Annotated in this window: 11 protein-coding genes; all 11 read left to right on the forward strand. The window is 47.5% G+C overall.

Annotated features, from left to right (window positions below; translation table 11 throughout):
- The first annotated feature begins 425 nt into the window (after positions 1 to 425).
- Entirely contained in the window at positions 426 to 2,939 is a 2,514-nt protein-coding gene (locus tag QT979_RS18110) for an MASE1 domain-containing protein (RefSeq protein ID WP_333210736.1), read from the forward strand.
- Positions 2,940 to 3,235: 296 nt separating this feature from the next.
- Positions 3,236 to 6,955, forward strand: a complete 3,720-nt coding sequence (locus QT979_RS18115) for a response regulator (RefSeq protein WP_333311311.1) — start codon at positions 3,236 to 3,238, stop codon at positions 6,953 to 6,955.
- A complete protein-coding gene (locus tag QT979_RS18120) occupies positions 6,948 to 7,322 on the forward strand; it encodes a response regulator (RefSeq protein WP_015177895.1) in 375 nt (124 codons plus the stop codon). Before QT979_RS18115 ends, QT979_RS18120 begins: the two co-directional genes overlap by 8 nt.
- Entirely contained in the window at positions 7,319 to 8,377 is a 1,059-nt protein-coding gene (locus QT979_RS18125; protein WP_333210738.1) for an adenylate/guanylate cyclase domain-containing protein, read from the forward strand. The genes QT979_RS18120 and QT979_RS18125 overlap by 4 nt, the downstream gene beginning before the upstream one ends.
- Positions 8,378 to 8,454: 77 nt before the next feature.
- Positions 8,455 to 8,973, forward strand: coding sequence for a Ycf51 family protein (locus tag QT979_RS18130; protein WP_333082593.1), 519 nt, complete (start codon positions 8,455 to 8,457; stop codon positions 8,971 to 8,973).
- A gap of 170 nt (positions 8,974 to 9,143) precedes the next feature.
- The gene (locus QT979_RS18135; RefSeq protein WP_333311312.1) at positions 9,144 to 10,487 is read left to right on the forward strand and encodes an ATP-binding protein; all 1,344 of its coding nucleotides are present in this window, start codon (positions 9,144 to 9,146) and stop codon (positions 10,485 to 10,487) included.
- A complete protein-coding gene (locus QT979_RS18140) occupies positions 10,484 to 12,367 on the forward strand; it encodes a tetratricopeptide repeat protein (protein ID WP_333311313.1) in 1,884 nt (627 codons plus the stop codon). Before QT979_RS18135 ends, QT979_RS18140 begins: the two co-directional genes overlap by 4 nt.
- 147 nt (positions 12,368 to 12,514) lie before the next feature.
- Positions 12,515 to 12,910 (forward strand): type II toxin-antitoxin system Phd/YefM family antitoxin, encoded by a 396-nt coding sequence (locus QT979_RS18145; RefSeq protein WP_333311314.1) that lies wholly within the window; start codon positions 12,515 to 12,517, stop codon positions 12,908 to 12,910.
- Between the two features lie 355 nt (positions 12,911 to 13,265).
- Positions 13,266 to 14,468, forward strand: coding sequence for a tetratricopeptide repeat protein (locus QT979_RS18150; RefSeq protein ID WP_333311315.1), 1,203 nt, complete (start codon positions 13,266 to 13,268; stop codon positions 14,466 to 14,468).
- Positions 14,469 to 14,547: 79 nt separating this feature from the next.
- Positions 14,548 to 16,071 (forward strand): carboxypeptidase M32, encoded by a 1,524-nt coding sequence (locus tag QT979_RS18155; RefSeq protein WP_333230442.1) that lies wholly within the window; start codon positions 14,548 to 14,550, stop codon positions 16,069 to 16,071.
- A 133-nt stretch (positions 16,072 to 16,204) separates the two neighbouring features.
- Positions 16,205 to 18,625: a sucrose synthase gene (locus QT979_RS18160; protein ID WP_333311316.1), complete on the forward strand. Its 2,421-nt coding sequence runs from the start codon at positions 16,205 to 16,207 to the stop codon at positions 18,623 to 18,625.
- The last annotated feature ends 28 nt before the right edge of the window (positions 18,626 to 18,653 follow it).

Below are 18,653 nucleotides of genomic sequence, written 5' to 3' on the forward strand. Positions count from 1 at the left end.
ACCGTGTTTATTGCCCGAAACTTACCTAAAAGCAGAGATTTTACGTCGCTGTTATTGGTATTTTAGGTATTATTGATCATGGTGCAAGATGTTAGGGTAAATTGAGTTACGATGGCCCGATACAAAAAGACACCCGCTCTCGCTCGATAATAAATTTTTAACAAAAACCAAAATTTACAAACCAATTGCTTAGCCATTAGAGATATATTTACAAAAAAGCGATACTCCCGAAATTCATGGGCAGATTTGATCAAACAAAAAAACCGCTCCCTCAACGGCACCACAAAAAGTTAGCTCAAAAGCTTCTCCCACTACCTACCACCCATGACCTACTATCACCTAATAGAAACATTTTCTCTACCCTGTGCCTGTCCCGTGCCACATCCTGAGATCCCAACAACCGTCCACCTTTTCCCCAAACGACAATGCAGACAAAGTTCCTTAACGCAATCAAAGGACATTCCTGGCGGTACTTCCTCGCAGTAGGCGCGATCGCCCTGGTCTACTATTGGGCATCACAATTCGCCATTTCCACCCTCACCCTCAGTTCAGAAATTTACCCGATGTGGCCAGCAGCAGGAATTGCCCAAGTCGCCCTGCTGCTGTTTGGGCGACAACTGTGGCCGGGAATCGCGATCGGAGGCTTCCTGTTCAGCATGAACGTACCGTCGGCCAACATCGTCACGGCATTGATCTCGGCAGGCGCCAGAAGCCTGCAAGCGTGGACGGGAACTTATCTACTCCAAGGCCTTAACTTTAGCGCCGGGCTCGATCGGCTCAAAGACGTTTTAGGAATAGTCGGGCTAGCAGCCTTGGGATCTACCCTGATCAGCTCCACCATCGGCAGCATCCTCGTATGCCTGAGTGGTATATCTAGCTGGAGCGATTTTGGCACGATTTGGGGGACTTGGTGGGTCGGAGACGCTATGGGAATTGTGCTCGTCGCCCCGCTGCTGCTGACGTGGCAACAATTGCCCAAAGTCCCCACCCATCGCAAACAGATAGCTGAACGAGCGATTTGGCTGCTGCTGCTACTAGCAGTCGGATGGCTCGTCTTTTGCTCCCGCACCCGCGCCGCCTACGCCCGCTATCCCCTCGAATACTTACCATTTCCCCTAGTAGTTTGGGCTGCTTTTCGATTCGGTCAGCGCTACACCGCCCTCTCCAACCTCATCCTCTGCGGCTTCGCCATCTGGGGTATCGCCCGAGGCAGCGGCCCCTTCCTCAAACACGCCAGCAGTATCCCCCAAGCGCTGTTATCCCTGCAAGCCTTCATCGCCGTCATCGCCGTCACCGGCTTAGTCTTAGCCGCCACCGTCGCCGAACGCCACCAAGCAGAAGCCTCCCTGCGCGCCAGCGAAGCCAGCCTCGCCAACGCCCAGCGCATCGCCCAGCTAGGCAACTGGGACTTAGACCGCAACGGCCAGCAATTGCGGTGGTCAGAGGAAATTTACCGCATCCTGGGACAGCAACCGGGAACTTTTGAACCCAGCCTGGAAGCCTTCTTGGAATACGTACACCCTGAAGACAGAGAATTAGTCAAAACCTCGATCGAAGCCGCTTTATTTCAGCAACAACCTTACAGTATCGATTACAGGCTCATACTCCCCGACGGTAGCAACCGCACAGTCTACGAACAAGCCGACGTCAACTCCCTCTACATCACCAGCACCGTCCAAGACATCACAGACAGAAAGCAAGCCGAAGCCGCGCTGCGTTCTTCAGAAGAAAGATTTTCCAAGGCCTTTCACGCCTCCCCAGTCGGGATCAGCATCTGCACCCTCACAGATGGATGCTTCCTCGATGCCAACGAAAGCTTTTTGCGCTCATTAGGCTGGCTGCGGCACGAATTTATCGGCCGCACTCCCAGCGACTTAGGTATATTTCTCAATTCAGAAGACGGGGGGAGGCTCGCCCAGATTTTGCAATCACAAAATTCGATCAGCAACCAAGAAATCAAAATTCGCACCAAAGCTGGCGAAGTGCGTGACTGGCTGCTGTCAGTGGAACTCATCCACCTCGGCAGCACTCAGTGCGTTTTAATCATGACCACCGACATCACCGAACGCTTGCGTTCCGAAGAATTCCGCCGGGCCGCATTAGCCGCCGAAGCTGCAAATAGATCTAAAAGCATTTTTCTCGCCAACATGAGTCACGAACTCAGAACCCCCCTCAACGCCATCATTGGCTACAGCGAGATTCTGCAAGAAGACGCCCGAGACCTTGGTGCCGAAGAGTTCATCGACGACCTCCAGAGAATTAACACGGCCGGTCAGCACCTACTCGCGCTGATTAAAGATATTCTCGACTTGACCAAAATTGAAGCAGGCCGCACCGACTTGCACGTCGAAACCTTCACCATTCCAACTCTGGTTGAGGAAGTAGTTGCCACGATCGCGCCGATGGCAGACAAAAATAGCAATATCCTAGAAATACAATGCTCCGAGGATATTGGCTCGATGCAGACAGACTTGACTAAACTCCGGCAGTCTCTGCTCAACCTCCTCAGCAATGCCGCGAAATTTACTTGCTCCGGTGCGATTACCTTCGCCGTTACCCGATCCGGCGAAATCCCCGCCGACGCTGCAAACAAAGGCAAAAAACTGGGAGCGTATAGAGGAGGTGGCCAAGCTGAAAATAGCTTGTCTCTCTTATCTTCCGCTCAAGATTGGATCATTTTTACGGTCAAAGATACCGGCATTGGCATGAGTCCCGAACAGTTAGCCAGAATCTTTGAGCCTTTCACCCAAGCCGATTCCTCAACTACTAAGAAGTACGGCGGCACTGGTTTGGGGCTGACGATTACTAAGAAATTCTGCGAAATGATGGGCGGAGACATTACCGCATTCAGCGAGGTGGACAAAGGTTCTACCTTTATCATTCGACTGCCAGCTATTTTCACCGACCTTTCAATTTTAACCGAAAATTCTGATAAATAATAATTTATTGACATTTCTTTTCGAGCGTTGCCAGTTTTATTAGCCTCCGCAATTCGCTGATTCTTTCGCTAGCAGGTATCGAGATTTTAAACATATAGCCAAATCATTAAAGCCGTTAGGATATAATTAGCGCAGTTTAAAGTTTTTTGGAGAGCAGAGATGCTCAATAGGCTTTTCGATCAAACCTAGGATTTGCTTGATCCCGTAGCTTTCGACTAACTGTATAGCTGCGTATATATAATATTATTAATTAAAAAGATATACTGTAGAAAGTTGCCTACAAAGCGCCAGAAATTATGCATCCCGACCTCCAGCGCCAACTCGAACAGCTCGGTTTAGCCAGCGAGTCTCCCCCTCCCACTGCCGAGCAGTGGCAGCTATTCTTAGAGCAGGTAAGTTGTAGCTACGACGGAACCCGGAGCCAGCAGGAACCGCTGCTGCAAGCTTGTTTGAGTTCCCAGTCGATGGCGCAGCAGGATTTTGCCTCCTCGCCCCAGTCCCCTAAAGACTCTCCAACAGCTTCAGAATTCGATCGACTGCCGATGAGTCTCAACAACTTGGGAGCGGGATTATGTATCCTTGACGCGAAGGGCTGTGTAATCTCGGTGAATCCAGAGGCAGAACGCTTGCTGGGGTGGCGAGAGTCGGAACTTGCAGGCATTTCTCTGCTAGAACGCATCGGGAAGCAAAAGAAAGGTAACAAATCCCAAGTTTTGATGGCTACGAAACAGTCACCCAGCAATACTGAAGATGGGAAGATCGCACCTACACTAGATTTACAACAGGCGATCGCTTCCAGTCAACGTTGCAACAATTGGGACGACGAGTTTTTGTGTAGCGACGGCAAGATGTTACCAGTTTCCTATTTTTTCTATCCCGCAGTTGAGGGCAGCGAAATATCAGTCTTGATGTTTTTTGACATTAGAGAATACAAGCAATCGCTCTCGATACTGCAAGCAGTTCTAAAATCTACAGATGCAGGAATTCTGGCGGTTGACAGAAACGGCAATATATGTAATTATAATCAGAAATTTATAGAGATGTGGGGCTTGTCCTCCAGCCAAGGAAAGTTGAGCCGATCGACCTTAGCCATACTCAAAAACACGCTCAAAACAGGATTCCCCTTCGACAGGGAACAATTAAAATACCCGCAAAGATTTCTCCCAAACGTGATTAAAGTGTCGGCAGATTCAGATACTCAAATCAGCGAATTATTAGAATTTAAAGACGGAAGAATTCTTGAATTAAATTCGTTGCCCTCAAAAGTCGGAGCGAAAACAGTCGGTAGGGTCTGGAGCTTTCGAGACGTTACAAAACTCAAAAAAGTAGAACAATCTTTGCAGTATCGAATAGAATTCGCTCAGTTGATTGCCCGTTTGTCAACCCATTTCATCAGCCAGCCCTTATCAGAAATAGATAAAAGCATCGATCGAACCCTGCAATCGATCTCCACCTTGAGCGGGTTTGACCGCAGTTACATCTACCTGTTATCATTCGACAAAACCCGCGCCCACAAAACCTACGAGTGGTGCGGCGAAAGCATTCCGGCAGTCAAAAACAGCACCGACAAACCAATAGAGATCGCACAAATCCCTTGGATCGCAGAAAAACTCGATCGCGCCGAATGCCTCTATATTCCAGAAATCGGCGAACTCCCGCCCCCAGCAATCGCCGAAATTGGCTATTTGATCGGTCACAATTCAGGCGAATTCCAGACAGAATCCCCATCCCAAACAATCAATCAAACAGCAACCGCCTTAATACCTTCGAGTGACGCTTCCCTAAATAATTTAGAATTAAAAGAACAGCTAAGAAATATTCAATCCTTGATAATTATTCCCCTAATTTGTAGTAAAAACCTAGTAGGATTTATCGGATTCGAGGGCTTACAGCAAACAGCAGGTCGAGCCACCGAAATATCCACAATATCCACACAGCTAAAAATGGTAGGAGAAATGCTCGCCAATGCCCTAGAGCGCAAGCGAGCAGAAGCAGCCTTGAGAGAATCCGAAACAAAATACCGCAGCATCTTTGAAAACGCAGTCGAAGGCATATTCCAGACAACGCCGACCGGGCACTACCTCAGCGGCAATAACGCACTAGCCCGAATTTACGGCTACGAATCCTGTACCCAAATGCTCGCGGAACTCACCGATATCAACCGTCAATTTTACGTTAACCCCCATCGGCGCGCCGAGTTTATGGCCCTATTGGGCGCGCGCCACCAAGTGTCAAAATTTGAATCCCAAATATACCGCCGAGACGGTAGCACGATTTGGATTTCCGAAAACGCGCGCAGTATCTGCGACGAAAACGGCAGCGTTTTGTACTACGAAGGCACAGTCCAAGACATCACCGATCGCAAACAGGCAGAATCCGCCATGCAGTTGGCCCTAGAAGCAGCAGAATCAGCCAACCGGGCAAAAAGCACATTTCTCGCCAACATGAGCCACGAACTTCGCACACCCCTCAATGCCATCATCGGCTACAGCGAAATGCTTAAAGAAGAAGCCGAAGAATTGGGCAGTTGCGAATCCGTCCCCGACCTCGAAAAAATCTGCAGCGCCGGCAAACACCTGCTGTCCCTGATTGACGACATCCTAGATATTTCTAAAATTGAAGCAGGCCGAATGGATCTCTACTTAGAAACATTCGACATTCATACCTTAATTGAAAGTGCTGTTGCCACGGCCAGGCCGCTGGTCGAGAAAAACGGTAATACCCTAGAAGTGTACTGTCCAGACAACCTCGACACCATGCACGCGGACATGACAAAAGTGCGGCAAGTGCTGCTTAATTTGCTCAGCAACGCTGCCAAGTTCACACAAAACGGGAAAATTGCGATCGGAGTGGAAAGAATTAAAAATGAACAATTAAAAATGAAAAATCAAGAGGAATCTTCCGAAATTTTAATTTCCAACTCCGAATTTTTAAGTTTCCGCGTCGCCGACACCGGCATCGGCATGACACAAGAGCAATTGCAGCGAGTTTTCCAACCTTTCACCCAAGGTGATGCCTCGACTACCCGCGAGTACGGTGGCACCGGTTTGGGACTAGCAATCAGCCAGCGCTTCTGTCAAATGATGGGCGGCAGCATTGAGGTCAGCAGCACCTTGGGCTCCGGCACCACTTTCACCGTGCTCTTGCCCAAAGCCATCACACATCCGGAAATCCCCAACAAAGTCCACGACAGCATTAGCCCTCCCGATGCCCCCGCTGTCGGCACGGTGCTGGTAGTTGACGACGACCCGATCTCGCGGGATTTAATCGAGCGCGCCCTCAGTCGCCAAGGACTGCACGTAGAAGTCGCCGGCGGTGGCGAGCAAGCTCTCCGGCTCGCTAAGCAACTACGGCCAGACGCCATCACCCTGGATGTGATCATGCCCGGAATGGACGGCTGGGCGGTACTCTCAGCGCTGAAGGCAGACCCTGACCTTGCCGAAATTCCCGTAATCCTGCTATCCTTTGTGGGCAACAAAAGCCTCGGCTTTGCATTGGGTGCCTCGGACTACCTCACCAAACCAGTGGACGGCAAACGGCTGGCTGCCTTGTTGAACAAGTACCGACGCGACCAAGACGGCGTTGCAAGTAACAATTTGACCTGTCAGATTCTCATTGTGGAAGACGACGTTGCCACGCGCGAAATACTGCGATGCGTACTAGAAACACAAGGCTGGGCAGTAACGGAAGCTGACAGCGGACGCGCTGCTCTCGATCGGCTAAAAGTTGCTCGCCCGCACCTGATATTACTGGATTTGATGTTGCCAGAAATGGATGGTTTTGAGTTGCTCAGCGAAATTCGCAAATCTCATTCGGGAGATCCTATACCGATTGTTGTGATCACGGGGAAAAACTTGACACCGGCTGAAAGCCAGCAGCTAAACGGCTACGTCGAGCGGGTGCTACAAAAGGGAGTCTACAGTTGCGATAGTTTGTTGCGCGATGTTCGCTCTATAGTGAATGACAGGTTCGATCGCAGGTACGACTCGAAAGGCAAGGAGAACACCAATGGCTAAAATCCTGTTGGTCGAAGATAACGAAATGAATAGGGATATGCTTTCCAGGCGTCTGGCCCGCAAGGGACACGAGGTCTTTATTGCTGTTGACGGTGCTGAGGGAGTGTCGATGGCGCTCGCGAAAGTACCGGATTTGATTCTGATGGATATGAGTCTGCCGGTTCTAGACGGGTGGCAAGCAACGCAGCAAATTAAGGCGGCTCCTGAAACTAGCAGGATTCCGGTGATTGCGCTGACGGCTCACGCAATGGCGGGCGATCGTGAAAAGTGTCTGGCTGCAGGCTGCAATGACTATGACACTAAACCGGTCGAGTTTCCCCGACTTTTGGGTAAAATTGAAACTCTTCTGAAAGAGGCCCTGACATGAAAGGTGACGAGGGCAGCGTGCTGGTTGTTGACGACAATGAGGTAAACCGCGATTTGCTGGCCCGCCGACTTCAGCGTCAAGGCCATCTGGTGACTGTTGCTGAAGATGGTCTCCAAGCTCTGGAAATGTTGCGAACAGAGCCTTTTGATTTGGTTCTGCTAGACATTATGATGCCGCAAATGAACGGCTATCAAGTGCTCGAAAGTCTGAAGGCGGATGAAAAGTTGCGCCATATCCCGGTGATTATGATTTCGGCGGTGGACGATATCGACAGTATCGTCCGGTGTATAGAGTTGGGCGCGGAGGATTATCTTTCTAAACCGTTCAATCCGGTATTGCTTAAGGCTCGGATTAGCGCTTGTCTGGAAAAGAAGCGACTGCGGGATAAGGAACAGGCATATTTACATGAGTTGGCGCAGGAAAAGGAAAAGTCTGAGCGTTTGCTGTTAAATATTTTACCGAGGGCGATCGCACAGCGCCTCAAACACGGGGAAATTACGATCGCCGACAGTTTCGCTGAGGTAACAGTGATGTTTGCCGATTTGGTCGGTTTTACTAAGCTTTCGGCTCATTTATCGCCGGCCCAATTGGTGGAGTTGCTCAACGAGATTTTTTCGGCTTTTGACGAGTTGGCCGAGCGCTACGGACTTGAGAAAATTAAGACGATCGGCGATGCTTATATGGTGGTTGGCGGTTTGCCGACGCCCAGCGAGGATCACGCCGAGTCGATCGCCGAAATGGCGCTGGAAATTCAAGCAGCAATGACTAAGATACATACCAAGGGAGGTCAGCCACTCAGCATCCGCATCGGCATCCACACAGGCCCGGTAGAAGCTGGGGTAATCGGTACTAAAAAATTTACTTACGATTTGTGGGGAGATACGGTAAATACAGCTTCCCGGATGGAATCTCAAGGCGTCCCCGGCAGCATTCAGGTGACAGTTGCTACCTACGAACGCTTGCGGGGTAAGTACGTTTTTGAGGAGCGTGGCGTGATTCCCGTGAAGGGGAAAGGCGATATGATGACTTATCTGCTTGTGGCCCGAAACGCTTAATTAATCATTGGGCATTGGGCATCGAGTAGCGGTAACTAATATCAACAGTCAACAGTCAACAGTCAACAAATCATCAAATGAGCGTAAATTCTAACCTTTTAATGTACGCCCAATGGGCGGGAATTCTGACAGTAGCTTTGGCTATTTTAACAGTTATAGCATTTATCTTCAAATGGGGTTTTCGCTTCCGATTGGTAGGAGTGACAAGCTTTATGGGCGTAATTGCTGCGAGTATATTTGGTCTGGGTTTGGGACTGTTTTCTCGTACAGAAATTCCGGGTGCAGTTCGCTATTCTTTAGTTTACGATACTGGCGGCGCTCAAACAGTAGTTACTGTGCCACCTACGATCACCGAATCGGAATTAGAAGCAACGATGCAGCAAGCGGCTGCGGATTTGTACTCTCCAGGGCGCTCTGGGCGGGGCAGAGACTACATGACAATCCGGGTTCGTACAGTGGTACATCCTGAACCTGGGCTGTCGCAGCCACTGTTTTTGGGCGAGGTGAGGCGATCGCTCGCGACTCGTTATGATGACAAAATGGCGATCGAAATCTTCCCCGAAAAAGTTGCTATTCTGAAAAAATACCAAGCTTAAAAGTAGGGTGCAGCAGCATTCTTAGGACTTACGCATGGGGGATCAGAAACCGGGTTTTTTACGAAAAAACTTCGTTGTAACGCGCAGATTCGGTAAAAAACCCGGTTTCTTTGGTGGTGTTGTGTAAGTGGTGAAACCAAAATTAAATATTTTAAAATAAATATCAAATTATGACTCAAAATTCCGAAAAATTACTAACAAACCTCTTCAATGCTTGCAACCCATATTATCCTTTGCCTGCAGGCGACCCGCGATATGTTGACTGTCGAGAAGTGCGGGGAGATGACAATATTACTTTAGACTTGGGTAGCTCTATTCAGCGTTCCCAAGAGATGACGTGTCAATTGTATGCTGGACATTTCGGTGGGGGAAAATCAACCGAATTGCGGAGGCTAGAAAAATATTTAAAAGAACAAGGCTATTTTGTAGTTTATTTCGCGGCTGACGAACAAGATATTAATCCCGAAGATACTGAATATACAGATATTTTACTGGCTTGCACCAGACACTTGTTAGAAATAATTAAAGATGCTGACTCCAAACCTTTGCTCGATTGGATGAAAAACCGCTGGAACGATTTAAAAGATTTAGCTTTGACAGAAGTGTCTTTTGAAACCTTGAGCTTAGAAATGCAAATTGCTCAGTTTTCCAAACTGACGGCGAATGTGAGAACCGAACCGAGTCTGCGCCAAAAAATTAGAGAAAAAGTTAATCCCTACACCACAACCCTGATTGATGCGCTGAATCAGTTTATTCGCGATGCTAAAAAAAAGTTGCCAGATAAATATTCGCAACTGGCAATAATTGCCGATAATTTAGATAAGATTGTGCCGTTTTCTAAAGACGGAGGGGCGCGCAGCAATCTTGACGAAATTTTTTTAGACCGCAGCGAACAACTCAAAGCTTTAGATTGTCATGTCGTTTACACCGTACCGATTTCGATGGTGCATTCCAACCGCGCGGCCGATTTGAGCAATAATTATAATAATGCTCCGCAAGTCCTGCCGATGATTATGCTACGCAATCCCAGCGGTGAAGTTAATCAAGCGGGACTTGCTAAAATGAAAGAGGTTATTGAGAAGCGGGTGAAACAAGTCGCTCCAGATTTATCTTTAGAATTAGAAACAGAATGGTTTGACACCAGAGAAACGCTAGAAAAGCTGTGCTTGATGAGTGGGGGTCACGTCAGGAATTTACTGTCGATGTTGCAAGAAGCTATAAATCGCACCCAAGAGTTGCCAATTACTGCAAAAGCGGCGCAAAGGGCGATTACGAACTTGCGGAATATTTACCGCAGAACCGCCGACAAAGATGACTGGTCAATTTTAGCGAAAGTATCTGTTTCTCGCCGGATAGTCAATGACGAACTGCACCGCAAGTTGCTATTTAACCGCTGTATTTTGGAATATCGATACTATGATGATGATGAAGAAATGCAGAATTGGTATGACGTTCACCCCCTAATTAAAGGCATTCAGGAATTTACGGAAGCAGTCGCTATACTTCAGCCATGACAGCCGAAATAATTGATTGGGATGCGGATTTACCAGAAGCAGAACCAGAGGAAGAATATCAAACTCTGGTACGGACTCTCAAACGGACAAATGGTTTCCGGTTGTTGTTTGTTGAGTGTTCGCCCGCGGAAGGTGAACGCTTGATTGCGAAAGTTCAAGCAGATGTGCCGCAAAAGATTGAAGTTTTGGCGCTGGATGAGTCGGTTTATAATTTTTATAAGATAATTGAAGATTTGCCAGAACGAGATGCAATTAATATCCTGTTTGTGAAAGGCTTAGAATATTCACTTTATGAATATGAGAAAGAAAAAAAAGATATCGGATGGGAAAGCAAGGATATTTATTCTTATAGTTGGCGGGGTGTGCCGCCTGTTTTAATTAATTTAAACCAGCAGCGGGAAAGGTTTAGAGATGATTTTAAAATTTGTTTTGTGTTTATTTTGCCTCGTTTTGCAGTCAATTATTTGATCCAGCGAGCCCCGGATTTCTTTGATTGGCGATCGAGCTTATTTAAGTTGTCGATGGATAAAGAAAGCTTGCAAACCGAATCAATGCAAGCTTGTTCGCAAAGATGGAAATCAGAAGATTATTTATCTTTAACTCCTGAAGAACGGAAACGGGAATTGGTGAGGATTCAAACTTTAATTGATGAAGATGGGCAAACACCAGAACGAAAAGCTCAATTGTTTTACGAACAGGCTTTATTGTATAATTTTGCCGAACAATATACAAGGGCCATCGCCTCCTACGACAAAGCCTTAGAATTCAAACCAGATCAACACGAAGCCTGGTACAATCGGGGTAATACACTGTATAATGCAGGAAGATTAGAAGATGCGGTAGCCTCCTACGACAAAACTTTAGAATTCAAACCAAATGACCACGAAGCCTGGTACAATCGGGGCATTGCACTGTATATTTTAGGAAGATTAGAAGCTGCGATCGCCTCCTACGACAAAGCTTTAGAATTCAAACCAAATGACCACGAAGCCTGGTACAATCGGGGCATTGCACTGCGTAATTTAGGAAGATTGGAAGAAGCGATCGCCTCCTACGACAAAGCCTTAGAATTCAAACCAGATAAAGACGAAGCCTGGTACAATCGGGGCATTGCACTGTATAATTTAGGCTTCTTAGAAGCTGCGATCGCCTCCTACGATAAAGCCTTAGAATTCAAACCAGATTATCACGACGCCTGGAACAATCGGGGCAATGCACTGGGTAAATTAGGAAGATTAGAAGCTGCGATCGCCTCCTGGGACAAAGCCTTAGAATTCCAACCATATTATCATGTTGCCTGGAACAATCGAGGCATTGCACTGTATAATTTAGGCTTCTTAGAAGCTGCGGTCGCCTCTTACGACAAAACCTTAGAATTCAAACCAGATTATCACGAATCCTGGAACAATCGGGGCATTGCACTGTGTAAATTAGGAAGATTAGAAGATGCGAGTGCCTCTTACGACAAAGCTTTAGAATTCAAACCAGATGACCACAAAGCCTGGTACAATAGGGGCAATGTACTGGTTACTTTAGGTAGGTTAAAAGAGGCAATCGCCTCCTACGACAAAGCCTTAGAATTCAAACCAGATGACGACAAAGCCTGGAACAATCGGGGCAATGCACTGGGTAAATTAGGCTTCTTAGAAGCAGCGCTCGCTTCCTACGACAAAGCCTTAGAAATCAAACCAGATGATGACTACTCATTTTATAATAAAGCTGTCTGCTATGCGCTCCAAGGTCAGATCGACCAAGCGATTCAGAATTTGCAGCAAGCCATCAATCTGAACCCTGACGAATGGCGAGAAATGGCAAAAACTGACTCGGATTTTGACAGCATTCGATCGCATACTCGGTTTCAAGCCTTGATTCAAGAATAGAGATTTGCCCTTGGGCGGGGCGGGTTTACGAGATTGTCGGTTTTAGGCAGTTATTGTTGGTAAAACCCGCCGCTACAGCATCAAAAACACTTTTCAACCGAAGCTAGCGGACACGATATGATATAAGAATTAGTAGCGAGGTAAAAGATGACTCAACTAAATGTAACCGTAACCAATGACAGATTTCCCGAACTCATCGCCCGTGTCGAGGATACTGGAGAACGAATTGTCATAGAACAGGAAGGAAGGGCGATCGCTGCTATCATTACTTATGCCGATCTGAAGCGACTAGAAGCACTAGAAGCCGCCCTAATTAACAAAGCAAAACTAGAAGAATATGAATCGCTAAAAGCTGCGATCCGCAATCCAGCCTTTGATTCTCTGAGAGACTCAGCAGAAGATATCTACACTTTAGCTGATGGCGTGCCATTCCACGACCCTGAATGGATTAAAACAGTAGCGATCAATCCTAATTTTCGTTCGATACTCGACCCAGAAGAAGACATTTATACTATAGCTGACGGTAAACCATATCTACCTTAAATATCCCTCTTATTTGTTAGTCTGCAAAGGCGGACTTCGCTTGAATCGACGCGGTTTCAACCGCCGATCGCTCAAAAGGGTTACGTTAAAATGATATCTTGGGTGAGGTTTGTCACACCTCAGCGCGATCGCCCTTTCCTATTTTCAACGCAGTCATATAAAAAAAATAGTATTAATCTATACCTACAAATCCCATATCTAGAATTATAATGAAAAAAATTGAAAAAGTCCCCAAATTCCTGTAAAATTGCCATAAATAACCAAATAGTCGCGATCAAAAGCACTCACAGGCGAAAAATATCGCATATAAAAAAGAAAAGAATCAATTAGACAGAAAATAAAGAGGTGAAACCCCTTGCAAAAATTAGCCAGCATAGAAAAGCCGATCGACTCAGGGGAAAAATCCATAGCAGTCAACACCCAAAAGGCTCAAACCTTATACGAACGCGGCAACGCCCTAGAAGCAATGGGACGATTCCAAGCTGCGATCGAATCTTGGCAAGAAGCGATCGAACTTGAACCAAAATTTTATGAAGCGTGGTACAACCAAGGCGTAGCCCTCAAAAAATTGGGCCAGCTAGAAGAAGCGATCGCAGCCTACAACCAATCCCTAAAAATCAAACCAAACAATCCCGAAGCGTGGTATAATCGGGCCAACGTTTTGCGGAAGATCAACAGACTCTCAGAAGCGATCGCATCCTACGAAAAGGCGCTCCAACTCAACCCCAGCTACCCCGAAGCTTGGACGAACCGCGGTAACACCCTCGTCAGCTTAGAGAAATTATCAGAAGCGATCGCCTCCTACGAGAAAGCTATAGCCATCAAACCAGACTACTGCGAAGCTTGGTACAACAAAGCATTCGCCCTAAGAAAATCCGACCAAAATACAGCGGCGATCACCTCCTACGACAAAGCGATCGAACTCAAACCAGACTTGCATCAAGCCTGGTACAACCGCGGCTTAGCCCTAGCCGATGAAAAACTATACCCCGAAGCCGTCGCCTCCTACGACAAAACCCTGCAACTGCGGCCGAATTCCGCCGAAGCCTGGAACAAACGCGGCAGGGCGATCGCACAAATGGGACAATTTGAATCAGCGATCGCATCCTGGGACAAAGCCCTCGCACTCAAGCCAGACAACAGCGAAACCTGGTACAACCGTGGCTTAGCCCTTGCCAACTTAGAACGCTTTGAAGAAGCAGTCACCTCTTGGGACAAAACCTTAGAGTTGCAGCCAGACAACACCGAAGCCTGGTACAACCGCGCCATAGCCCTCAAAAAAATTCAACGATTTACCGAAGCGATCGCCTCCTACGATAAAATCATCGCACTCACACCCGACGATCCCAACCTGTACTATCAAAAAGCTTGCGTTTACGCCCTGGAAAAAGCAGCAGGCGAACTCACAAACAGCCCCGAACTTGTAGCCAGCAGCATCCGGCTGGCGATCGAAAACTTATCCAAGGCGATCGAACTCAATCCGCATAAATACCGGAAATTGTGCAAAAATGACTCTAAATTGCGTACAATACGGGAAGAAGTGCGGTTTTTAGCTTGATTTCAGGGTAGCAATGATTGATGGAGACGGATGCCGCACTGCAACCTTTGTAGGCAAAACAGCACCATAAACCCCAATCATGCAAACCCTAGACAAAACTCAAGCAAAATTCGCTCAACTGGCAGCCCACCTCAGAGAAGTTAACGACATCGAATCAGCCTCGTCGCTGCTGCATTGGGATCAATCAACTTATATGCCCGCCAAAGGTGCAAATGCCAGAGGCCGCCAGTTGGCTACTCTCAAACAAATATCCCACGAAAAATTTACCGACCCCAAAATAGGTGAACTCCTAGAAGACTTGCGTTTCTACGAACAAACCCTCCCCTACGACTCCACCGCAGCCAGCCTGATCCGCATCGCCCGCAGAGACTACGATCGCGCCGCCAGAGTCCCCGCAACCTTTATGTCCGCACTCTGCCGCCACCAAGCCGACAGCTACGAAGCTTGGGCTGCGGCCAGGGCAGCCAACAATTTCGCAGCCGTTGAGCCGTATCTCGAAAAAACCCTAGAATTAAGCAGGCAATACGCCGACTTTTTCCCCGGCTACGAACACATTGCCGATCCGTTGATAGATCGTAGCGACTACGGCATGAAAGTATCCCTGCTGCGCCCGCTTTTCGCCAAACTGCGTGAAGAATTAGTGCCGATAGTCGAAGCCATCACCTCGCAACCTCCCGCCGACGACTCCTGCTTGCACCAAGACTTCCCAGAATCCCAGCAACTAGAATTTACCCGTAAAGTCGTAGAACGAATGGGGTACGACTTCCAACGGGGACGGCAAGACACCACCCTGCACCCGTTCATGACCAACTTCTCCATAGACGACGTACGAATTACCACCCGCGTCTATGAAGACCACTTGGATCAAGCACTCTTCAGCAGCATCCACGAAGCCGGACACGCCCTCTACGAACTCGGAAATTCCCCGGAATTTGAAGGCACGCTTCTGGCAGGCGGCATTTCCTCCGGCGTCCACGAAAGTCAATCGCGACTTTGGGAAAATTTGGTCGGGCGCAGCCGCGGTTTTTGGGAATGTTTCTATCCGCAACTCCAAGGCGTATTTTTGCGACAGTTGGGACACGTATCCACTGACGCATTTTACCGGGCAATTAACAAAGTCTCACGATCGCTCATCCGCACCGACGCCGACGAAGTAACCTACAACCTCCACGTCGCTATCCGCTTTGACCTAGAATTGGCAATGGTAGAGGGAAAACTAGCAGTGCGAGACCTCCCCGAAGCCTGGAACGAACGTTATAAAACCGACCTCGGCGTTGTCCCAGCCACCGATAGCGAAGGCGCGATGCAAGATGTTCACTGGTATGTTGGTACGATCGGCGGAATGTTCCAAGGTTACACCCTCGGCAACTTGATGAGCGCCCAATTCTACGAAACAGCAGTAAAAATCAATCCTGAAATTCCCGTAGAAATAGAACAGGGCAATTTTAGCGTACTCCACGACTGGCTCAAACAAAATATCTACCAGCACGGCCGCAAATACACTGCTGTCGAATTGATCGATCGCGTTACAGGTTCACCTTTAACTATCGATCCCTTTGTCCGTTACATTCGCCATAAATACGGGGAGTTTTATGTCATTTGAGGGATAGCAACTTCACTTTGCAGATTTTAAAATGGCATTAAAAAAAGTAGCCCCCTAAAAATAAAGGGCGATACTCACAAAGTATCGCCCTGTTTTACAACGAAAATCAAAAATTCTAAATAAGGGAGTATGTATGTCGGAACTCTTTCAGGCTGTTATCGCCAGCGACGAAAAAACCGACTTCCGTCAGTTTGTCAGCGATTTGCGCGCTTTGGGAAACAAATATTTACTGCGAAACGACATAGTTAACGCTTTTGCCACCTACTGCACCAAATACGAAAAGCCTGAAGAGTTCCATCAATCTTCTCATTTAAGCAAATTAATTTACTACGTTCAGGAAATTATCCTCGAAGATGGCAGCCTTTGCGTCCTGCTGCGACCAAAAATTGCTAGTATGGAAATAGTGCGAGTTGCAGACGACTTGACTGTTGAGCAGATGACAGTGCAAGACTTGCTCGATGTGCGCGATCGCTTCGTCAACCACTTTCACCCCCAAGAAGGCGACATTCTCGAACTAGATTTCGGCCCTTTTTACGATTATTCCCCCACAATTCGCGACCCCAAAAACATCGGCAAAGGAGTGCAATTCCTCAACCGATACCTGTCTAGCAAACTATTTCAAGACGCCAGACAGTGGCAGGAAGCTCTATTTAATTTCTTGCGGATTCACCGCTACAACGGCGTACAATTACTAATTAACGATCGCATAAAATCCCAAGAACAACTTTCAGAACAAGTCAAAAAAGCCCTCACCTTTGTTAGCGAACTTTCTGAAGAAGAACCCTACGAGAGATTTCGAGCGGTTTTGCAAATGATGGGTTTCGAGGCAGGTTGGGGAAATACCGCCGCCCGCGTGCATGAAACCCTAGCACTTCTTGACGAATTAATTGATGCCCCCGATCCACAAACCCTAGAAGCATTTATTTCTCGCATCCCGATGATTTTCAAAATCGTCCTAGTTTCTCCTCACGGCTGGTTCGGCCAAGAAGGAGTTTTGGGGCGACCGGATACGGGAGGTCAGGTAGTTTATGTCCTCGATCAAGCCAAGAGTTTAGAGAAACAACTGCAAGAAGACATTCATCTTGCCGGTCTCGATAGTTTAGGAGTCAAACCTAAAGTAATTATTCTCACCCGGTTAATTCCTAACAGCGACGGCACGCCCTGCAACAAACGTTTGGAAAAAGTTCACGGCACAGACAATGCTTGGATTTTGCGGGTTCCCTTCCGCGAGTTCAATCCCAAACTGACTCAAAATTGGATTTCGAGGTTCGAGATTTGGCCTTATTTAGAAACTTACGCGATCGATGCAGAAAAAGAACTGTGGGCTGAGCTTGAGGGCAAGCCAGATTTAATTGTCGGCAACTATTCAGACGGCAACTTGGTAGCGTTTTTGCTATCTAGAAAACTCAAGGTTACTCAGTGCAATATTGCCCATGCGCTGGAAAAATCCAAATATTTGCTCAGCAATCTTTACTGGCAAGAATCAGAGGAAAAGTACCATTTTTCGCTGCAATTTACGGCCGATATAATTGCCATGAATGCAGCTAATTGTATTGTTAGCAGCACCTATCAAGAGATTGTGGGCCAATCCGATAGTGTTGGTCAGTACGAATCTTACAAGTGTTTTACCATGCCGGATTTGTACCACGTTGTGAACGGGATTGAACTGTTCAGCCCTAAATTCAACGTCGTGCCGCCGGGAGTTAACGAAAGTGTGTACTTTCCCTACACGCGGATCGAAGACCGGGTCCAAGGCGATCGCGATCGGCTCAACGAACTGCTGTTTACTCTAGAAGACCCGGAACAAGTCTTTGGAAAACTCGACGCTCCGCACAAGCGCCCTTTATTTTCGATGGCCCGGCTCGATCGCATTAAAAACATGACAGGCTTAGCAGAATTGTTTGGAAAAAGCCAGGAATTGCAAGAAAAATGCAACTTAATTCTAGTAGCCGGCAAGCTGCGGGTCGAAGAAACCGAAGACTACGAAGAAGCAGAAGAAATTAAAAAACTCTACGCAATTATCGACCAATACAACCTTCACGGTAAAATTCGCTGGCTGGGAGTGAGGCTTTCCAAAAGCCTGTCCGGCGAAATCTACCGGGTAATCGCCGACACCCAAGGTATATTTGTTCAGCCAGCCTTATTTGAAGCTTTCGGCTTGACAATTCTCGAAGCAATGATTACCGGTATTCCTACTTTCGGGACACAGTTTGGTGGCCCGCGGGAAATTATTCAAGATGGCGTAAATGGGTTTTATATCAACCCGACCAACCACCAGGAGACTGCCCAAAAAATTCTAGCTTTTTTATCGAAATGCGAACACGATCCCAACTATTGGTATGAAATTTCAACGCGAGGCATTGACCGAGTTTACAGCACGTATACCTGGAAAATTCATACTACCAAGCTGCTGACTCTGGCGCGGACTTACGGTTTTTGGAACTACTCGTCCAAGGAAAACCGCGAAGATATGCTCCGCTACGTAGAATCGCTGTTTTATCTCATTTACAAGCCAAGAGCAAAGGCTTTATTGGCAGAACACGCAAATCGATAAGTCGCGAGTTTTGCTTATATCAAATCCC

The organism is Microcoleus sp. w2-18bC1 (genome assembly GCF_036700365.1).
In the GTDB taxonomy this organism is placed as follows: domain Bacteria; phylum Cyanobacteriota; class Cyanobacteriia; order Cyanobacteriales; family Microcoleaceae; genus Microcoleus.

Excerpts from the sequence above, each read along its gene's own strand:
- QT979_RS18160 (WP_333311316.1), top strand. The coding sequence starts at position 16,205 with ATGTCGGAACTCTTTCAGGCTGTTATCGCCAGCGACGAAAAAACCGAC.
- QT979_RS18135 (WP_333311312.1), top strand. The coding sequence starts at position 9,144 with ATGACTCAAAATTCCGAAAAATTACTAACAAACCTCTTCAATGCTTGC.
- QT979_RS18130 (WP_333082593.1), top strand. The coding sequence starts at position 8,455 with ATGAGCGTAAATTCTAACCTTTTAATGTACGCCCAATGGGCGGGAATT.
- QT979_RS18155 (WP_333230442.1), top strand. The coding sequence starts at position 14,548 with ATGCAAACCCTAGACAAAACTCAAGCAAAATTCGCTCAACTGGCAGCC.
- QT979_RS18140 (WP_333311313.1), top strand. The coding sequence starts at position 10,484 with ATGACAGCCGAAATAATTGATTGGGATGCGGATTTACCAGAAGCAGAA.
- QT979_RS18110 (WP_333210736.1), top strand. The coding sequence starts at position 426 with ATGCAGACAAAGTTCCTTAACGCAATCAAAGGACATTCCTGGCGGTAC.
- QT979_RS18115 (WP_333311311.1), top strand. The coding sequence starts at position 3,236 with ATGCATCCCGACCTCCAGCGCCAACTCGAACAGCTCGGTTTAGCCAGC.
- QT979_RS18120 (WP_015177895.1), top strand. The coding sequence starts at position 6,948 with ATGGCTAAAATCCTGTTGGTCGAAGATAACGAAATGAATAGGGATATG.
- QT979_RS18125 (WP_333210738.1), top strand. The coding sequence starts at position 7,319 with ATGAAAGGTGACGAGGGCAGCGTGCTGGTTGTTGACGACAATGAGGTA.
- QT979_RS18145 (WP_333311314.1), top strand. The coding sequence starts at position 12,515 with ATGACTCAACTAAATGTAACCGTAACCAATGACAGATTTCCCGAACTC.